General features: G+C 73.2%; 15 protein-coding genes. 3 read left to right on the top strand and 12 right to left on the bottom strand.

Annotated features, from left to right (window positions below; all coding sequences use genetic code 11):
* Positions 1–5 precede the first annotated feature (5 nt).
* The 4 genes from ACWGH1_RS19295 to ACWGH1_RS19280 form a co-directional block, all read right to left on the bottom strand.
* Positions 6–1,034 (bottom strand): 6-phosphofructokinase, encoded by a 1,029-nt coding sequence (locus ACWGH1_RS19295; protein ID WP_453355692.1) that lies wholly within the window; start codon positions 1,032–1,034, stop codon positions 6–8.
* Between the two features lie 174 nt (positions 1,035–1,208).
* Complete coding sequence (locus ACWGH1_RS19290; RefSeq protein WP_453408849.1) at positions 1,209–1,853, bottom strand: response regulator; 645 nt, start codon at positions 1,851–1,853, stop codon at positions 1,209–1,211.
* Positions 1,854–1,930: 77 nt separating this feature from the next.
* Positions 1,931–3,142, bottom strand: coding sequence for a MacS family sensor histidine kinase (gene macS / locus ACWGH1_RS19285; protein ID WP_453355691.1), 1,212 nt, complete (start codon positions 3,140–3,142; stop codon positions 1,931–1,933).
* A gap of 43 nt (positions 3,143–3,185) precedes the next feature.
* Positions 3,186–3,884 carry a lysophospholipid acyltransferase family protein gene (locus ACWGH1_RS19280; protein WP_453355693.1) on the bottom strand — a complete coding sequence of 233 codons (699 nt, stop codon included), beginning with the start codon at positions 3,882–3,884 and terminating at the stop codon, positions 3,186–3,188.
* Positions 3,885–4,046: 162 nt separating this feature from the next.
* On the opposite strand from ACWGH1_RS19280, the gene ACWGH1_RS19275 reads away from it, so the two are divergent.
* Positions 4,047–4,826, top strand: a complete 780-nt coding sequence (locus ACWGH1_RS19275; RefSeq protein ID WP_453355690.1) for an alpha/beta hydrolase — start codon at positions 4,047–4,049, stop codon at positions 4,824–4,826.
* Positions 4,819–5,346, top strand: coding sequence for a hypothetical protein (locus ACWGH1_RS19270; RefSeq protein WP_453355689.1), 528 nt, complete (start codon positions 4,819–4,821; stop codon positions 5,344–5,346). Before ACWGH1_RS19275 ends, ACWGH1_RS19270 begins: the two co-directional genes overlap by 8 nt.
* A 708-nt stretch (positions 5,347–6,054) precedes the next feature.
* Here ACWGH1_RS19270 and ACWGH1_RS19265 read toward each other — a convergent pair.
* The 6 genes from ACWGH1_RS19265 to ACWGH1_RS19240 form a co-directional block, all read right to left on the bottom strand.
* A complete protein-coding gene (locus ACWGH1_RS19265) occupies positions 6,055–6,822 on the bottom strand; it encodes an endonuclease/exonuclease/phosphatase family protein (protein WP_453356591.1) in 768 nt (255 codons plus the stop codon).
* Positions 6,823–6,891: 69 nt separating this feature from the next.
* Positions 6,892–7,833, bottom strand: coding sequence for an ROK family glucokinase (locus ACWGH1_RS19260; protein WP_453408844.1), 942 nt, complete (start codon positions 7,831–7,833; stop codon positions 6,892–6,894).
* A 61-nt stretch (positions 7,834–7,894) separates the two neighbouring features.
* The gene (locus ACWGH1_RS19255; protein ID WP_453355713.1) at positions 7,895–8,371 is read right to left on the bottom strand and encodes a DUF5304 domain-containing protein; all 477 of its coding nucleotides are present in this window, start codon (positions 8,369–8,371) and stop codon (positions 7,895–7,897) included.
* A gap of 76 nt (positions 8,372–8,447) precedes the next feature.
* Positions 8,448–9,605, bottom strand: coding sequence for an ArsA-related P-loop ATPase (locus tag ACWGH1_RS19250; RefSeq protein WP_453355714.1), 1,158 nt, complete (start codon positions 9,603–9,605; stop codon positions 8,448–8,450).
* 90 nt (positions 9,606–9,695) lie between these two features.
* Positions 9,696–10,136 (bottom strand): SRPBCC family protein, encoded by a 441-nt coding sequence (locus tag ACWGH1_RS19245; RefSeq protein ID WP_453355715.1) that lies wholly within the window; start codon positions 10,134–10,136, stop codon positions 9,696–9,698.
* A gap of 123 nt (positions 10,137–10,259) precedes the next feature.
* Positions 10,260–11,042 carry a metallophosphoesterase family protein gene (locus tag ACWGH1_RS19240; RefSeq protein WP_453355716.1) on the bottom strand — a complete coding sequence of 261 codons (783 nt, stop codon included), beginning with the start codon at positions 11,040–11,042 and terminating at the stop codon, positions 10,260–10,262.
* A 229-nt stretch (positions 11,043–11,271) separates the two neighbouring features.
* On the opposite strand from ACWGH1_RS19240, the gene ACWGH1_RS19235 reads away from it, so the two are divergent.
* On the top strand, positions 11,272–13,068 hold the full coding sequence (locus ACWGH1_RS19235; protein WP_453408843.1) for an AMP-dependent synthetase/ligase: 1,797 nt from the start codon (positions 11,272–11,274) through the stop codon (positions 13,066–13,068).
* A gap of 19 nt (positions 13,069–13,087) precedes the next feature.
* On the opposite strand, the gene ACWGH1_RS19230 is transcribed toward ACWGH1_RS19235, so the two are convergent.
* Both ACWGH1_RS19230 and ACWGH1_RS19225 read right to left on the bottom strand, forming a co-directional pair.
* Positions 13,088–14,704, bottom strand: coding sequence for a GMC oxidoreductase (locus ACWGH1_RS19230; RefSeq protein WP_453353772.1), 1,617 nt, complete (start codon positions 14,702–14,704; stop codon positions 13,088–13,090).
* 191 nt (positions 14,705–14,895) lie between these two features.
* Positions 14,896–16,038, bottom strand: a complete 1,143-nt coding sequence (locus ACWGH1_RS19225) for a glycosyltransferase family 4 protein (RefSeq protein WP_453353773.1) — start codon at positions 16,036–16,038, stop codon at positions 14,896–14,898.

Genomic DNA, 16,038 nt, shown 5'->3' with positions numbered 1-16,038 from the left:
CCGGCTCAGCCGAAGAAGACCCCCGCCTCCGCGTACAGCGCCGGGTCCACCGTCTTGAGCTTCGAGGTGGCTTCGACGATCGGGACCCGGACGATGTCGGTGCCCTTGAGCGCGACCATCTTGCCGAAGTCGCCGTCGCGCACCGCGTCGACGGCGTGCAGCCCGAAGCGGGTGGCCAGCCACCGGTCGAAGGCACTGGGCGTGCCGCCGCGCTGGACGTGTCCGAGCACCGTCGTACGGGCCTCCTTGCCGGTCCGCGCCTCGATCTCCTTGGCCAGCCACTCGCCGACGCCCGACAGCCGGACGTGGCCGAAGGAGTCCGTGGTGGCGTCCTTGAGGACCATCTCGCCGTCCGTGGGCATGGCGCCCTCCGCGACGACCACGATCGGCGCGTAACTCGACTTGAAGCGGGAGGTCACCCAGGCGCACACCTTGTCCATGTCGAAGCGCTGCTCGGGGATGAGGATGACGTTGGCGCCGCCCGCCAGGCCCGAGTGCAGGGCGATCCAGCCGGCGTGCCGGCCCATCACCTCGACGACCAGCACCCGCATGTGGGACTCGGCCGTGGTGTGCAGCCGGTCGATGGCCTCGGTGGCGATGCCGACGGCCGTGTCGAAGCCGAAGGTGTAGTCGGTGGCCGACAGGTCGTTGTCGATGGTCTTCGGTACGCCGACGCACGGCACGCCGTACTCCTCGAACAGCCGCGCGGCCACGCCCAGGGTGTCCTCGCCGCCGATGGCGACGAGGGCCTCGACCTCGTACTTGGCGAGGTTCTCCTTGATCCGCCGGACCCCGTTCTCCTGCTTGAACGGGTTGGTGCGCGAGGAGCCGAGGATGGTCCCGCCGCGCGGCAGGATCCCCCGTACCGCGGCGATGTCGAGGGGGACGGTGTCCCCTTCGACCGGCCCGCGCCAGCCGTCCTTGAAGCCGACGAACCGGTAACCGTACTCCTGGACGCCCTTGCGCACGACGCCCCGGATGACCGCGTTGAGCCCCGGGCAGTCGCCGCCGCCCGTCAGCACTCCGACCTTCATGGAATCTCCCTTCGCCACAGGGCCCGCTGGGGGCGCGGGGCCCGCATGACGGTCACGCTAGTGGTGACTCAGGTCACACCGAGGGGGCCGGGAAGGACAATTCCGTTGGAATCACGGAGCGTTGCGTACTCCCGTTCACTCGTACGAGGACGTAGGTACGACGTACGACCGTGGTTACGCGTCGTCCAGACCCCGCTCTATGGCGTACCGGACGAGCTCGACCCGGTTGTGCAACTGGAGCTTGCCCAGGGTGTTCTGCACGTGGTTCTGGACCGTGCGGTGGGAGATGACCAGCCGCTCCGCGATCTGCTTGTACGACAGCCCCTTGGCCACCAGCCGCAGCACCTCGGTCTCGCGCTCCGTGAGCTGCGGGGCCTTCGGCTCGTCGGCGGCGACCGGTGCCGGGTCGGCGGCCAGGCGCCGGTACTCGCCGAGGACCAGGCCCGCGAGGCCCGGGGTGAAGACCGGGTCACCGGCCGCGGTGCGGCGGACCGCGTCGATCAGCTCCTGGGCGCCGGCGGACTTCAACAGGTAGCCCGTCGCACCGGACTTGACGGCTTCCAGGACGTCGGCGTGCTCGCCGCTGGCGGACAGGACGAGGACGCGCAGCGCCGGGTCGGCGCCGACCAGCTCCTTGCAGACCTGCACCCCGGGCATGCCCGGCAGGTTGAGGTCGAGGACCAGGACGTGCGGGGCGGCCGGGACGGCCCGGCGGACCGCCTCGGGGCCGTCCCCGGCGGTGGCGACGACGGCGAAGCCGGCGGCGGCCAGGTCACGGGCGACCGCGTCCCGCCACATCGGGTGGTCGTCGACGACCATCACCTTGATCGCGCCGAGCGCTCCGGACCCGGCGGATCCATCGGACTGGTCGGGCTCGTAGGACTCGTCGGCCTGCTTCATCGGGTTCTCCCCCTGGGTACTTTCAGTTCCACTTCGGTGCCCTGTCCGGGGACGGACACCAACTCGGCGGTGCCGCCGAGGTCCCGCAGCCGGCCCCTGATCGACAGCGCCACGCCCATCCGGCCCTCGCCCTCCGCCTGGACGAGCCGGCCGGCCGGGATGCCGGGGCCGTCGTCGCGGACGGTGACGATCACCTCGTCGCCCCAGTCCTCGACCAGGATCCAGGCGCGGGCGCCTTCCCCCGCGTGCTTGCGCACGTTGTCGAGGGCGGCTCCGACGGCCGCCGCCAGCTCGCGGGCGGCGGGGGCCGGCAGCGGCACGGGGCCGCCCGGCTCGGCGAAGCTCACCCGGGAGCCCGCGTGCGGGGCGAGCAGGGTCCGCAGGTCCAGCCCGCCCTCGTCGGCGCCCGGCTCCTCCACCTCGTACGCGTCCACGAGCGCACCCAGCGACTGGTCCCGGGAGACCCGGGATGCGGGCACGAGCCCGCTGGAGACCAGGGTGCGCAGCGCCACCTCCTGCTCCCCGGCCATCCTGCCGAGATCCGCCGCCTCGCCGCCCAGTTCGCAGCCGCGCCGCTGGACCATGGCGAGCACCTGGAGGACCCCGTCGTGGATGTCGCGGGCGAGGCGTTCGCGTTCGCGGGTCGCGGCCTCGATCTCCAGCGCCCGGGCGAGGGTGGCCTCGCTGGCACGGGCGACCTCGACGACGTAGCCGATGGCGATGGACGCGACCCAGACCAGCAGCACGTTGTGCAGGGTGTCGCGGGTCGGGTCACCGCCGTGGACGACGATGTTGGCGACGGCCACGGGCGTGGAGGCGAAACCGGCCCAGCGCCAGCCGCCCTTGAGGGCGAAGGCGAGGACCGAGCCGGCCGTCCAGATGCTGGGGAGGGTGGGGCCCCCGGCGCCGATCCGCTCGTGGGTGTCGGCGAGCGGGGTGAGCAGGATGCCGGTGAGCGCGACGGCCAGGTCGGCGCCGAGGAACCGCTTGGTGGCCCGGGCGGCGCTCGCGACGCTGCGGTAGGTGGCCAGGGTCCAGCCGGCGAGCACGACGAGGTAGCCCACGGCGACCGCGGGCCGCTCGAACTCCTGGTAGGCGGAGGCGAACAGCAGCACCGCGTAGACCATGGTGAGGAGCCGGTACACCGTCAGGGCGCGCCACAGCGGCTGCTCGACCGACATGCGTACGACGCGCTCGCGTTTCGCCATCTCCCCCACCCCCGCGCGCGGGCGCCGGGGCCCCCGCCCGTTCCTACTCCTTGACCGCCTTGGCGGCCTTCTCCGCGTCGGCGATCTGCCGCTTGGCGGCCGTCGCGTAGATGTCCACGTACTCCTGGCCGGAAAGCTTCATGATCTCGTACATGACCTCGTCGGTCACCGAGCGGAGGATGAAACGGTCGCTCTCCATGCCGCGGTAGCGGCTGAAGTCGAGCGGCTTGCCGATCCGGATGCCCGGGCGCATCAGCTTGGGCACCACCTTGCCGGGCGGCTGGATCTTCTCGGTGTCGATCATGGCGACCGGGATCACGGGGGCCCCGGTGGCGAGGGCGACCCGGGCCAGCCCGCCGGGCTTGCCGCGGTAGAGGCGGCCGTCGGGTGAACGCGTGCCCTCGGGGTAGATACCGAACAGCTCTCCGCGCTCGATGACGTCGATGCCGCTCTTGATGGCGGCCTCGCCGGCCCCGCGCGCGCCGGAACGGTCCACCGGGAGCTGGCCGACGCCCTTGAAGAAGGCGGCCGTCAGCTTGCCCTTGACTCCCGGGGAGGTGAAGTACTCCGCCTTCGCGATGAAGGTCACCTTCCGGTCCAGCACGGCCGGCAGGAAGAAGGAGTCGGAGAAGGACAGGTGGTTGCTCGCGAGGATCGCCGGCCCCTCGGCGGGAATGTTCTCGAGGCCCTCCACCCACGGCCTGAAGGCGAGCTTCAGTGATCCGCCGATGGAGAACTTCATTGCGCCGTAGATCAACTCGAAAGCCTTCCTGTGTTCGTCGAACAGACCTTATCCCCTGGCCGCCGCAGGAGCGGCCCGACGACCCTGGTCGGTGTCACCGCGGTCGCGTACGGTGAAGTCACACAGCGCTACGTACCCCCCGCCCTTTCGAAGGAGTCCCTGGTGCCCGTCCTCCTTGGAGCAGAGCCGTTCCGCCACGAGGGCGGGCCGGTCGGCGTGCTCCTCTGCCACGGCTTCACCGGTTCCCCGCAGTCGCTCCGCCCCTGGGCCGAGTACCTGGCCGAGCGGGGGCTGACGGTGTCGCTGCCCCTGCTGCCCGGGCACGGGACGCGCTGGCAGGACATGCAGCTCACGGGCTGGCAGGACTGGTACGCGGAGGTCGACCGGGCGCTGCGGGAGCTGCTGGACCGGTGCGAGCAGGTGTTCGTGTTCGGGCTGTCGATGGGCGGGGCGCTGAGCCTGCGGCTGGCGGCGAAGCACGGGGAGTCGATCAGCGGGCTCGTGCTGGTCAACCCCGCCAACAAGGTGCACGACCCACTGGCCTTCGCCCTTCCCGTGGCCCAGCACTTCATCCGCTCGACGCCCGGTATCGCGAGCGACATCGCGAAGCCGGGGTCGGCGGAGATCGGGTACGACCGGGTGCCGACGCGGGCCGCGCACTCGCTGCGCCGGTTCTTCCGGCTGGTCGACGCCGACCTGCCGCAGGTGACCCAGCCGGTGCTGCTGCTGCACAGCCCGCAGGACCATGTCGTACCGCCCGTGGACTCGGCGCGCATCCTGGCCCGCATCTCGTCCACGGACGTGACGGAGACCCTGCTGGAACAGAGCTACCACGTGGCGACGTTGGACCATGACGCGGAGCGGATCTTCGCGGACAGCTATGCGTTCGTCGGGCGGCTCGCGAAGAGCGTCGGGCGGGAGGGGGCGGCCAGCGGTGGCTGAGCACGAGGAGTCGTCCGGGGGTGTGCCCCCGTTGGACGAGGAGGCGGCGTGGGCGGCGATCGTCGCCGGGTACGGGCAGGAACCGCCGGACCCGCCGGGGTCCAGACCGTTCCGGTCCATCGAGAACCTGATGCTGCCGGAGGAAGACGTCCAGCCGGAGCCCAAGCCGGAGAAGCCGCTGGGCGGCTCGGTGGTCTTCGCCCCGGGCGTGTCCCTGACCCCGGCCCCGGGCCCGGGCGACCACGCCCCGGCGGAGCCGGAGGACGGGGACGGCGAGGGCCACTTCGTCCCGCCGGAGCCGGAGCTCCCGCCGGCCGACACCACGGCGAAGTTCGCCTGGCTGGCGGTGGTGGGCGGCCCGGTCCTGCTGCTGCTGGCAGTGCTGCTGCAGTGGGAGATGACGTGGTGGCTGACGACGCTCGGCATCGGCGGCTTCCTGGGCGGGTTCGCGACGCTGGTGGCGCGCATGGCCCACGATGACGACGACGAGGACGACCCGGGCCGCGGCGCGGTGGTGTGACCTCTCGCACGGCTGCGGCGAACTCCGCCCGCCGGAGCCGCGCCGCATCCGTGTGCGGCACCACAGCGCAAGCGCGCCCCGCCCCCGCCGGGCCTCCCGGGACTCCGCCCCGTGCCCCGCGCCTCAGACGCCGGCGGGGCTGGGTGGTGCGGCGCCGTGGCCGCGGGTGCCGGGTACCCCGGCGGACGGAGTTCGCTGGCGAGGCTGAATGTACGCGGCGCCCTGGGGCAAACCCCAGCCCCGCCGGGCTTTCGGGACTCCGCCCCGTGCCCCGCGCCTCAAACGCCGGCGGGGCTGGGTGGTGCGGCGCCGTGGCCGCGGGTGCCAGGGCCTCGCCTCCGAGGCGCCGGCAAACCCAGCCTCGCCGCGTTCAAGGCGCGGGCAAATCCGGCCTCGCCGACGTCAGAGACCCGGGCAAAACCCAGCCTCGCCGGCGTTTGAGGCGTGGGCAAATCCGGCCTCGCCGACGTCAGAGACCCGGGCAAAACCCAGCCTCGCCGGCGTTTGAGGCGCGGGGTCTGGGGCGGAGCCCCAGGAAGCCCGGCGGAGCCGGGGCACGCTTGCGCGGCGGTGCCGCACAGGGTGGACGGGCCCCGCCCCCGGCGGACGGAGTTCGCCGCAGCGGCGCGAAGCCGGGAAGGCGCGCCGGCGCCGAGCCGCGCGAGCGGCGCGTCAAGAAAGGAAGGCGCGCCGGCGCCGAGCCGCGCGTCAGCAGGCGGGCAGGCGGAGGGCCGCCAGGACCGGGTAGTGGTCCGTCGCCGCGTGGAGGTCGGGCCGCGTGACGCCCGGGAGGTCGAGCGGGACGCCGCAGCCCAGGACCTCCGCCCCCGGCGACGCGAACACCGCGTCGATGCGCCGCGGCGCCCCGGACCGGGAGAACGTGTGCTCCCCGCCCCACGGCGCCACCGCCCAGCCGTCCTGCATCGCCGACGCCAGCCGTCGGAACGCCGGCCCGTCCGGGGTCTCGTTCACATCGCCCGCCGCGATCGCGTACGGGGTGTCCAGCGACCGCACCCGTTCCAGCAGCAGCTCCGCCTGCGCCGCCCGCTCCCGCGCGTCCAGCGACAGGTGCGCGCTCACCACCCCCACCCGTACCGCCGGCCCGAACCGTACGACCGCCGTCGCGAAGCCCCGCCGGTGCAGCCCCGGCGTCAACGGCAGCAGGACGTCCTCGGTCCGCTCCACGAAGGCCCGCAGCGAGCACAGCAGCAGCGGCCCGGCGGCGCTGCCGCCCCCGCTCAGCACCACCAGGTCGCACTTCGCGGCCAGCCGCGCCGCGTGCTTGCGCCACCGGAAGAACAGCGGCGCCTCCTGCACGGACACCAGGTCCGGCTCACACGCCCGGATCACCCGGACCAGCGCTTCCTCGTCGTCGCGCAGCGAGCGGACGTTGTAGCTGAGTACCCGGATCACGGCGGAACCGTCGGGCTCCGTAAGGGACTTCGGCAACGAGGCCGACAGCGAAGGCAGCTCCATACCGCCCACCCTACGCAGCTGCCCGCCGCTCCCCCAGGGGGCGCGGCGGGCAGCGGACGTCGATCGCGGTCAGCCCTGGCGGGCCAGGTCGGCCGCGCCGACCAGTCCGGCCTTGCCGCCGAGCTGTGCGGCCAGCACCTGCGCGTGCGGACGCCACGCGCCGCCGATCAGCCAGCGCTTGAAGGACTTGCGGATCGGGTCGAGGACGAGGTCGCCCTCGTCGGAGACCCCGCCGCCGACGATGAACGCCGACGGGTCGAACAGCGACGCCAGGTCGGCCAGCCCGGCCCCGGCCCAGCGGGCCAGCTCGCGGAAGGAGTCGACGGCCACCGGGCAGCCCTGCCGGGCCGCCTGGCTGACGTGCTTGCCCTCGATGCCTTCGGGGGTGCCGTCGCCGAGCCCGAGCAGGATCGTCGCGTTCTCGGGCGTCGCCTTGGCGCGCTGCTTCGCGTACCGGACCAGCGCGCGTCCGGAGGCGTACTGCTCCCAGCAGCCCTGGCTTCCGCACCCGCACAGCAGGCCGTCCGGGACGACCCGGATGTGCCCGAACTCGGCGGCGACGCCGAAGCGCCCGCGCCGCAGCTTGTTGCCGATGATGATGCCGCCGCCGAGGCCGGTGCCGAGCGTGATGCAGATGACGTCGTCGTGGCCCTGGCCGGCGCCGAAGCGGTACTCGCCCCAGGCCGCGCAGTTCGCGTCGTTCTCGACGACGACGGGGAGGCCGATGCGCTGCTCGACCTTGTCCTTCAGCGGCTCGTGCCGCCAGTTGATGTTGGGGGCGAAGAGCACGGTGGCGCGCTTGTCGTCCACGTACCCGGCGGCGCCGATGCCCACGGCGTCGATGGTGTGGTTGCTGCTTACTTCGGACACCGCGGTGCAGATCGCTTCCGTCACGCCGTCCGGGGTCGGCGGGGTGGGCACCTTGTACGTCTCAAGGATGGTGCCCTCTTCGTCGACCACGCCGGCCGCGATCTTCGTGCCGCCGATGTCGACGCCGATGGTGAGTCCCATTAGTCCCTCGGTTTCCGGTCAAACCCCGCCACGGCCAACCGTACCCGAGCCCGGCGGAGGTTCAGTCGAGATCGATCCGCTCGGCGGGCCCGGCCCCGGGGTCGTCCCCGTCGTGGCGGGGGTCGTCGTCGGCGCGCGGGGCCGTGGGGCGCTCCTGCGTCCAGCGGCGCTCGTGGCCCTCGACCGCCGAGCGGTAGGCGGCGAGCAGTTCGGAGCCGGCGGCAGCGAGGTGGTCGAAGACCTCGGGGTTGCGCTCGACCACGGGCTTGACGGCGGTCTTGGCCTGGTCCACGAACTGGCGCACCGCGCCCTGGGCTGCGGCGCCCAGCAGCGGGTTGTTCAGGGCGGAGACCTTGTCGGCGACGGCCCCGAAGAGCTTGAACAGCTCCTCGGCGGCGGTGCCGGTCCCGCCGCCGGAGGCATTGCCCCGGGCGGCGCCGCGCTCCGCGCGCAGCCGCTCCTTCTCGGCGGCGAGGTCCTCGGCGCAGGCCTTGGCCCAGGCGTCGTCGTCGGTGGGGCGGTCGGTGGCCTCGCTCATGGCGGACACTCCTGCGGCGGCTGCGATATGTGCGGTACGGGCTACCTTCGACGGTACCCGAACGGCGGTACGGGAATCAGCGCGCGCGGGGCCACAGCTGCGGGTCCGGGGTGAAGCGGACCCGGAGCACGCCGTCGGTGAGAGCGGCTCCCGAGACGGTGCAGCGGCGCAGCGCGGCGGGCAGCGGAACGATCCTGCGGTAGGGCCCGGCCGCCAGGAGCAGCTCGTCGCCGCGCCGGACCAGGTCGAGGTCGGCCTTGCGCGCGCCGGGCAGCGGGACCGCCCAGACGAGTACGCCGTCCTCGGCGCGCCGGTCCTCGACGGCCCACGCCGGGCGGGGCGCGGGCGCCAGGGGGGCGAGGCCGGGGGCGCGGGCGGCGAGCCGGGCGGTGTCCTCGGGGCCCTCGGGCCCGTGGCCGAGGTGCGGGAGCGGGATCAGCGGGAGCTCGGCGGCCCACTGGGCGGCGTACTTCTCCTGCTGGGCGGCGAGCCCGGCCAGCCAGGGGTCGGGCGAGTCCTGGGGCAGGGTCCGGTTGGCGACGAGGGACCCGGCCGGCAGCTGGTGCAGGGCGAGCCCGAGCCGGCCGGTGCGCAGCGCGGTTCCGGCCCCGGGGCCGGGTTCGGCGACGAGCCGGACCTCGGTGGTGGCGGCCTCGACGACGGCTTGCACGGCGGCCAGTTCCTCGTCCCAGCGGGCGGCGGCCTCATAGAGCCACTGGGCGGGCATCGGCACCCCGGCCAGCTGGGCCAGTACGGGGCGCAGGGCGCGGGCGGCCTGCCGTTCGGCGGGCAGCAGCCGGGCCAGGTAGCGGCGCAGCTGGGCGGGGAGGGCCAGGGTGGTCACCGTCTGGTGCAGCGGGGGCATGTCCACCACGACCAGGTCGGCGCCGGGGTCGGCGGCGGCCCGCCGCAGGGCGCGGAGCAGCGCGAACTGCTCGGCTCCGGGCAGCTCGGTGAGTTCCTCGGCGCCGAGGGGGCGGCTGCCGAGCATGCCGAGCAGCGCGGCGCCGCGGTCCTGGAGGGCGACGAGTTCGGCCCGGAACTCCTCGCCGGAGTCGATCCGCGCGACGCGCAGCCCGGGCACGTCCGGGCCGACGAGCGCGCCGATCGGGTCTCCGGGGTCGCCGGAGAGCAGCAGCACGCGCCGCCCGGCCCGCGCGGCGGCGACTGCGGTGGCGGCGGCCACGGTGGTCCGCCCGGCCCCGCCGGGTCCGGTGACGAGCAGGGTGTGCATGCTGTGGTGCTCCTCGATGCGCTGTGAATCCCGCACGGCCCGGCCGCCGACGCGCCGCTCAGCCGCGGCGCGGGACCGGCGGGCCGCCGTTCAGGCGGATTCGACGCGCTTCTTGAGGCCGGCCAGGGCGCGGTCGATGATGACCTTCTCCGCCTTGCGCTTGATCATGCCCAGCATCGGGATCTTGACGTCGACCGTCAGCTGGTACGTGACCTCGGTGTGCTTGCCGCCGTCCACCGGGGTCAGCTTGTACGAGCCGTCCAGCTGGCGCAGCATCTGCGACTTGGCCAGCGTCCAGCTGACCTCGTTCGCGCCCTTCCAGGTGTAGGCGAGCGTGTGGTCGTCCTTGATGGCTCCGGCGTCCAGCAGCAGCCGGACCTTTTCCGCGCGGCCCTCGGCGTCGGTCGCCAGTACCTCCGCCTCCTTGACCTCGCCGGTCCACTCCGGGTAGCGGGCGAAGTCGGCGATCACGGCCATGACGTCGGCCGGGGCCGCCTCGATCGTGATGCTCGAGCTGGTGTGTTCCGCCATCGCGGTCGCTCCTCCGGGGAGTTCGACAAGTGTGTGGGGGCCTCCGGCCGCCGGGGTGAAGGCTACCGCGCGTGCGGACCCCGCCACTCCAGGGCCTCCCCCGTGCGAGCGCCCGCCGGGCGCTCACCACTCCAGTGCCCACGGCCTTCCCGTCGCCGCGAAGTGGCCGACGTTCACGCACTCCGTGGCCCCGATCCGCATCCGCCGGGCCAGCGGCTGGTGGACGTGTCCGAAGAGGGCGTAGCGCGGCCGCACCCGCCGGATCGCCGCCAGCAGGGCCTCGCTGCCCCGTTCGAACCGCCGGGCCACCGTGTCGTAGCAGAGCTCCGGCACCTCGGGCGGGATGTGCGAGCACAGCACGTCCACCTCGCCCAGCGCCTCGACCTTGGCCGCGTACTCCTCGACGTCCACCTCGTACGGCGTCCGCATCGGCGTCGGCAGTCCGCCGCCCACGAAGCCGAAGACCCGGCCGCCGATCTCCACCCGCTGGCCGTCCAGCACGGTGGTGCCGGGTGCGGCGTACTCCGTCCACAGGCCCGGGACGTCGACGTTGCCGTAGGTGGCGTACGTCGGGCTCGGGAACGCGGCGAACATGTCGGCGTACTGGCGCCGGACGGCGCCCTCGATCAGCTGTTCCCGGTCCAGCCCGGCCCACAGCGCCCGGCCGAGGTCGCGGGCCTCCGCGAACCGCCGCTGGGTGCGCAGTTCCACGATGCGGTCGGCGTTCTCGACGCCGAACAGGTCGGGGAAGATCCCGCGCGAGTGGTCGGCGTAGTCGAGGAACAGCACGAGGTCGCCGAGGCAGATCAGCGCGTCGGCGCCGTCCCCCGCCCGCGCGAGCGCCTCGGTGTTGCCGTGGACGTCACTGACGACGTGGACCCGCGTGCGACTCTTCCTGCCACCCATGCCGCCACCCTAGGGGCGCTTGGGCTCCTCGGGTAGGGGCACCCCCGCAGGCGGCCGGACCTGCGGTTACTTCCGGGTCGTCGGCGGGGTCGACTAGTGTCGGCAGGGGACGGCCGCGTCGTGTGACGCACGGAACATCTGGCCGGTTCCCTCTATCGTGAACCCACTACCGGTGGGTAACGTCCGGTCGGTCCACACGGTGGCGATGGCGCCCAGAGGAGCAGCAGTCTTGCGCGAGTTCAGCCTTCCGGCCCTGTACGAGGTCCCGTCGGACGGGAACCTGACGGATCTCATCCGCCGCAACGCCGCCCAGCATCCCGACACCGCCGTCATGAGCCGCAAGGTCGACGGCCGGTGGCAGGACGTGACGGCGACCGAGTTCCTCGCCGAGGTCCGCGCCGCGGCCAAGGGCCTGATCGCGGCGGGCGTCCAGCCCGGCGAGCGGGTCGCGCTGATCTCCCGTACCCGCTACGAGTGGGTGCTGTTCGACTTCGCGATCTGGAGCGCGGGCGCCATCACCGTCCCCGTGTACGAGACCAGCTCGCCCGAGCAGATCCAGTGGATCCTCGGGGACTCCGGCGCCGCCGCGGTGATCGTCGAGAGCCCGGAGCACCGTGCCGCCGTGGCCGCCCTGCGCGACCGGCTGCCCGAGCTGCGCGAGGTGTGGGAGATCGAGCAGGGAGCCTTCGAGGCCCTCAAGGCGGCGGGCGCGGAGGTTTCCGACGCCGAGGCCGACCGGCGCGGCTCGCTCGCGAACGCCGACGACACGGCCACCATCGTCTACACCTCGGGCACCACCGGCCGCCCCAAGGGCTGCGTGCTGACCCACCGCAACTTCTTCGCGGAGTGCGGCAACGTCGTGGAGCGGCTCAGCCCGCTGTTCCGCACCGGCGAGTGCTCCGTGCTGCTCTTCCTCCCCGCCGCGCACGTCTTCGGGCGCCTGGTGGAGGTGGCGTCCGTACTGGCGCCGATCCGCCTGGGCTGCGTACCGGACATCAAGAACCTCACCGACGAGCTGGCGTCCTTCAAGCCGACGCTGATCCTCGGGGTGCCGCGCGTCTTCGAGAAGGTCTACAACTCGGCGCGCGCCAAGGCCCAGGCCGACGGCAAGGGCAAGATCTTCGACGCGGCCGCCGACACGGCCATCGCCTACAGCCGCGCCCTGGACGCCCCGGGCGGCCCGTCCTTCGGGCTGCGGCTCAAGCACAAGCTCTTCACCAAGCTGGTCTACAGCAAGCTGCACACGGTCCTCGGCGGCCGCGGCGAGTACGCGATCTCCGGCGGCGCCCCGCTGGGCGAGCGGCTCGGCCACTTCTTCCGCGGCATCGGGTTCACCGTCCTGGAGGGCTACGGCCTGACCGAATCCTGCGCGGCCACCGCCTTCAACCCGTGGGACCGGACGAAGATCGGCACGGTCGGCCAGCCGCTGCCGGGCTCCGTGGTGCGCATCGCCGACGACGGCGAGGTGCTGGTGCACGGCGAGCACGTCTTCACGGGCTACTGGAACAACGAGGCGGCGACCACCGAGGCGCTGTCCGACGGCTGGTTCCACACCGGTGACGTCGGCACCCTCGACGAGGACGGCTACCTGGCGATCACCGGGCGCAAGAAGGAGCTCATCGTCACCGCTGGCGGCAAGAACGTGGCGCCCGCGGTGATCGAGGACCGCATCCGCGCCCACGCGCTGGTCGCGGAGTGCATGGTGGTCGGTGACGCGAGGCCGTTCGTGGCCGCGCTGGTCACCATCGACGAGGAGTTCCTGGGCCGGTGGGCCGCCGAGCACGGCAAGCCGGCCGGGGTCACGGCGGCGGAGCTGCGCGAGGACGCGGACCTCATCGCCGCCGTCCAGCAGGCGGTGGACGACGGCAACGCGGCGGTCTCCAAGGCGGAATCGGTGCGGAAGTTCCGCATCCTCTCCTCCCAGTTCACCGAGGAGTCGGGGCACATCACGCCGTCGCTCAAGCTCAAGCGCAACGTGGTGGCGAAGGACTTCGCCGACGAGATCGACGCCCTGTACCGGGCCTAGGGAGTGTCCGGCGCGGGGCTCAGCGCGGGTCTTCCGCCAGGATCCGCGCCATGTTCCGCTCGGCGAGGGCGGTGATCGTGACGAACGGGTTCACCCCGAGCGAGCCGGGGATCAGCGAGCCGTCCACGACGTACAGCCCCCGGTAGCCCTTGGCGCGGCCGTAGTCGTCGGTGGCGTCGCCCAGGACGCAGCCGCCGAGCGGATGGTAGGTGAAGTCGTCGGCGAACGGCCTGTTGCCGCCGAACAGGTCGTAGCGGTAGATCGTGACGTTGGCCCGGTTGACGCGGTCGAAGAGGTTCTTGGCGGCGGCGACGGACGGGGCGTTCTGGTCCCGGGTCCAGTTGAGCCGCGCCGAGTCGCTGGCCGCGTCGTACGTGAAGTGGCCGCGTTCGGGGTTCTTGGTGATGGCCAGGTACATCGAGATCCAGTGCTCGAACCCCATCGGCAGCGGGGCGATCTCGGCGAAGACCGGGTTCGCCGCGTTGTCCCGGTCGTCGATGCCCAGGGCGGGCATGGTGGCCTGGTTCGCCCCGACGGTGTCCCAGAGGTGGTTGGCCCGGGCGGTCATGACGTTGCCGTTGTGGCCCCAGCCGAGCCCGACCTCCTCCCCGAGCGCGGGCAGGGTCCCCGTCTCGCGGGCGCGCAGCAGGATCTCGGTGGTGCCGAGGCTGCCGGCCCCCAGGAAGAGCTGGGCGCAGCCGAGTTCGCGGGTCCGGGTGACCCGGCCGGTGAGGTCGATGGTGCGTACGGTCAGCACGTACCCCCCGGCCGGGTCCTGGCGTACGCCGACCACTCGCTGGAGGGTCTCGATGGTGACGTTGCCGGTGCCGAGGGCGGCGGCGAGGTAGGTCTTGTCGAGGCTCTTCTTGCCGTGGTTGTTGCCGTAGATGACCTCGCCGGCGAGGGCGGATCTGGTGGCCGTGCCGGCCGCCTCGCGCTGCATGTAGCCGAAGTCGTAGACGTTGGGCACGAAGGCGGTCTTGAGCCCGGTGTTGTGGGCGTGCTTGCGGGAGATCCGGGCGAAGCGGTACCACTCGGTGGACTCGAACCAGGCGGGGTCGATGTCGTTGACGCCGAGCATGGCGCGGGCGCGGGGGTAGTAGGTGCCGTACATCTCGTCGGCGTCGACGCGGGGCAGCACCTCGGTGAAGTAGGACCGGCGGGGCGTGGGCGCCATGCCGCCGTTGACCAGCGAGCCGCCGCCCACGCCGCGCCCCACGTACACGGACATGCCGCCGTAGTTGACCCGGTCCAGGACGCCGGGGTACGGGTCGATGTCGCGGTTGACCACGTCGAGCCAGAGGAACTGGGCGAGCGGGGCCTCGGTGCGGGTGCGGAACCACATGGAGCGGTGGTCGGGGGCGGACGTGGAGGGGAACACCTTCCCGTCGGGTCCGGGGGTGTCCCAGAGCCGGCCCATTTCGAGGACGACGGTCCGCACGCCGGCCTGCCCGAGGCGCAGGGCCGCGACGGCGGCCCCGTACCCGGATCCGACGACGATGGCGGGGGCGTACTGGGCGGCGGGCGGCTCGACGGCGGCGGCGGAGGAGAGCCCGATACGGGTGAACCCGAGGACGGCGGCGGTCTGGAGGGCGCCGATCCCGAGGAGTTGACGGCGCGTCAGGTTGGGTGTCATGGGCGCATCATGAGCGGGTTCCGCCCAACCGGCCATAACGCACACTGACACGCTTGTGAGTAACAGTCAGACATGTCGCGACCGTAGCCCGGCCCCACCTGCATCCGCCCGGTTTGCCGGACCGGGCCCCGAGACCGGCCGCGAGGGGCGATAATTCCCTCCCCGCGCGGCCCGAAGGCACGGGCGGGCTGCTACAGCAGCTCGCGCAGCCGCTCCGCCAGCAGGTCCCAGCGCCACTTCTCCTCCACCCAGGCCCGGCCCCGCTCGCCCATCCGGCGGCGCAGCTCCGGGTCCAGGAGCAGCGTCACGATCCGGTCCGCGGCCTCCTCCGGCACCCCGCCCCGGACCACCCAGCCGGTCTCCCCGTCCAGCACGGCGTCCGGCGCCCCGCCGGAGTCGCCCGCCACGACGGGCAGGCCCGTGGCGGAGGCTTCGAGGTAGACGATGCCGAGCCCTTCCACGTCCAGGCCGCCGCGCCGGGTCCGGCACGGCATCGCGAAGACGTCCCCGGCGCCGTAGTGGGCGGGCAGCTCCGCCCAGGGGACCGGCCCGGTGAAGACCACCGAGTCCGCGACCCCCGTGGTGGCGGCCAGCGCCCGCAGGCCGGCCTCGTACGGGCCGCCGCCCACGACGAGCAGCACCGCGTCCGGCACCGCCGCCAGGATCCGCGGCATCGCCTCGATCAGGGTGTCCTGCCCCTTGCGCGGCACCAGGCGGGACACGCAGACCACCACCGGCCGGCCGGTCAGGCCCAGCCCGGCCCGTACCGCCGCCCCGCCCGACCCGGGGTGGAAGGTCTTCTCGTCGACCCCGGGCGGCAGTTGGGTCATGCGCGCCGCCGCCCGCCCGGTCAGCGCCGAGGCGATCCGGCTGCGCGTGTACTCCCCCAGGTAGGTCAGGGTGTCGGTGCCCTCGCCGATCCGCCGCAGCAGCCCGCGCGCGGCCGGCAGCTGCGCCCAGCCCGCTTCGTGCCCGTGCGTGGTCGCGACGATCCGCCGGGCCCCCGCCCGCCGCAGCGCGGGACCCATGAGCCCCAGCGGAGCGGCCGCGCCGAACCACACCGACTCGCAGCCGTGCTCGCGCAGCAGTTCCACCGCGCGCCGCGTGACGCGGGGCGTCGGCAGCAGCATCGTGGTGCGGTCGCGCACCACCTGGAACGGCTGCTCCGCGTCGAAGGCGGCGGTGGCCGCCCGGCCCTCTTCGTCGTGCTTCCAGGTGGAGGCGTAGACGACGATCCGGTCGGGATCCAGCCGCAGCGCCATGTTGTGCAGGAAGGCCTGGATGCCGCCCGGTCGCGGCGGGAAGTCATTGGTCACGATCAGCGTCTTGTGCAT

The sequence above is a fragment of the Streptomyces sp. NPDC054883 genome (genome assembly GCF_053610645.1).
This window is presented reverse-complemented; position numbering and strand designations above follow the sequence as displayed.